This window comes from Pseudomonas moorei (assembly GCF_008801475.1).
Taxonomy (GTDB): Bacteria; Pseudomonadota; Gammaproteobacteria; order Pseudomonadales; family Pseudomonadaceae; genus Aquipseudomonas; species Aquipseudomonas moorei.
Window position 1 is genome coordinate 1 of sequence record NZ_VZPP01000037.1, and the last position, 2,581, is coordinate 2,581.

The 2,581-nt window shown below is 57.3% G+C and carries 2 protein-coding genes; both read left to right on the plus strand.

The features are described 5' to 3' along the window. Positions 1-115 precede the first annotated feature (115 nt). Positions 116-1,615: an IS21 family transposase gene (istA, locus tag F7R06_RS30595; protein WP_139204840.1), complete on the plus strand. Its 1,500-nt coding sequence runs from the start codon at positions 116-118 to the stop codon at positions 1,613-1,615. After that, a complete protein-coding gene (istB, locus tag F7R06_RS30600; RefSeq protein ID WP_090321778.1) occupies positions 1,608-2,411 on the plus strand; it encodes an IS21-like element helper ATPase IstB in 804 nt (267 codons plus the stop codon). The genes istA and istB overlap by 8 nt, the downstream gene beginning before the upstream one ends. Positions 2,412-2,581 lie beyond the last annotated feature (170 nt).

A 2,581-nucleotide genomic window follows, 5' to 3' on the forward strand; every position in this document is an offset into this window, starting at 1 on the left:
TGTTGCCGCTGACCGAAAACTGACCCAGTAAAGGCTGTTCTGCCGACTGAAAACTGACCCAGGTGTTCAATTGCTTCTGCTCACTTTTCGAGCAGGAGAACACAGGGTGATCAGCATGGAAATGTTGGGAAAAATCCGGCGGATGTACTTCCGCGACAAGCTCTCGCTGCACCAGATAGCCAAGCGTACCGGGCTGTCGAGAAACACCATTCGAAAATGGGTCAGAGCACCCGAAGCCACTCAGCCGGCGTACCAACGGTGCGCAACCTTCAACAAACTCAGTCCATTTCACGAGACGCTGGAGCAGGCGCTCAAGGCCGATTCGTTTCGGGCAAAGCACAACCGCAGAAGCGCCAAAGCACTCTTCGAACAGATCAAGGCTCTGGGTTACGACGGCGGCTACAGCCAGCTCACCGCCTTCATACGCTCGTGGCGCGGTGAGCAAGGCAAATCGTTACGGGCCTTCGTACCGCTGACCTTTGCACTCGGCGAGGCCTTTCAATTCGACTGGAGCGAAGAAGGTCTGCTGATTGGCGGCCTGTTCCGACGCATCCAGGTCTCCCATATGAAGCTGTGCGCCAGTCGCGCATTTTGGTTGGTTGCGTATCCCAGCCAAGGCCACGAGATGCTGTTCGATGCCCATACCCGCTCGTTTGGTGCGTTAGGTGGGGTGCCGCGTCGTGGCATCTACGACAACATGAAGACCGCTGTCGACAAGGTCAACAAGGGTAAAGGCCGCACGGTCAATGCCCGGTTTGCCGTCATGTGTGCCCACTACCTATTCGATCCGGACTTCTGCAACGTGGCCTCCGGCTGGGAAAAAGGCATCGTTGAAAAGAACGTCCAAGACAGCCGGCGGCGCATCTGGCTCGATGCTCAAAACTGCATATTCCACACCTTCGAGGAACTGAATGCCTGGCTCGGCCAACGCTGTCGTGCGCTCTGGAGCGAGCTGGTGCACCCGCAGTACAACGGGCTGACGGTGGCGGACGTCCTGGAGCTGGAACGGGTCGAAATGATGTCGATGCCGACGGCCTTTGATGGCTACGTCGAGCGCACCGTACGGGTCTCCAGCACCTGTCTGATCAGCGTGGCGCGAAATCGCTATTCGGTGCCGTGTGAGCGGGTCGGCCAGTGGGTCAGCAGCCGTCTGTATCCTTCCCGGATTGTAGTCATCGCCGATGAAACGACGATTGCCAGTCATGAGCGCCTGTTTGATCGAGATCAGGTCAGTTTTGACTGGCAGCATTACATTCCGCTTATCGAGCGCAAGCCCGGAGCGCTGCGCAATGGCGCTCCGTTTGCTGATCTGCCGAAGCCTTTGCAACTGCTAAAGCGCGGTCTGAGGCGTCACACCAACGGTGATCGAATCATGACGCAGGTACTGGCGGCTGTGCCCATCGCCGGGCTCGATGCCGTGTTGGTGGCGGTGGAATTGGTACTTGAATCAGGCAGCTTGAGTGCTGACCACATCCTGAATGTCCTGGCTCGACTGACATCGACAGCAGCCCCTCCGTCCGCCGAAACCAGCCTTCAACTCAAGATAGTGCCTGTCGCCAATACGGCACGCTACGACCGGCTCCGTACCACCGATGAGGAGACTCGCAATGCGTGATCTTAAGGCGGAACTCAAAGAACTGCGTCTGCATGGCATGGCCAGCGCCTGGGAAGAACTGGCCTCGCAAGGCGAAGCCTCAACGACCTCGTCGAAATGGCTGCTTGAGCATCTCCTCCAACAAGAACATGCGGATCGAGCGGTGCGCTCAGTGAACCACCAGATGAATATGGCCAAACTCCCCATGCATCGTGATTTGGCCGGCTTCGACTTTAGCGCTTCCAGCGCAGACGCCCGCCTGGTCAGGGATCTGTCCAACCTGGAGTTCACCGATACCGCGCAGAATGTCGTGTTCATCGGCGGGCCTGGAACAGGCAAAACACACCTCGCCACCGCCTTGGCTGTGTCCGGGATCACGACGCATCACAAACGCGTGCGCTTCTACTCCACGGTGGATCTGGTCAATCTGCTGGAACGCGAAAAGTACGACGGCAAGACGGGCCGCATCGCTCAAGGGCTGCTACGAACAGACCTGGTGATACTCGATGAACTGGGGTATTTGCCCTTCAGCCAGAGCGGTGGTGCCCTGTTATTTCACCTGCTATCCAAGCTGTACGAGCACACCAGCGTGGTGATCACCACCAACCTCAGCTTCTCGGAATGGTCGAGCGTGTTTGGTGACGCCAAGATGACAACGGCGTTGCTGGATCGGCTGACACACCACTGCCACATCGTCGAAACGGGCAATGAGTCCTACCGCCTGCAACACAGCAGCTTGGTCGCCCAGACCAAGATCAAATCACGTGAACGAAAGCGCAAAGACAATGATGGTGCCGAGGACGATGAGCTGTTTTGATCTGCACCAAAAATACCCTGCCGCATGCCCACATGCGGTGGGGCTTTAATGCCTCTTCCACCGGGACACGACTGCTAAGCTTATCCACAATTGCTGATGCAAAAATCAGCAATCCGCCCTGGGTCAATTTTCAATCGGCAGGGTGGGTCAGTTTTCAATCAGCGCCGACA

Excerpts from the sequence above, each read along its gene's own strand:
- istA (WP_139204840.1), top strand. The coding sequence starts at position 116 with ATGGAAATGTTGGGAAAAATCCGGCGGATGTACTTCCGCGACAAGCTC.
- istB (WP_090321778.1), top strand. The coding sequence starts at position 1,608 with ATGCGTGATCTTAAGGCGGAACTCAAAGAACTGCGTCTGCATGGCATG.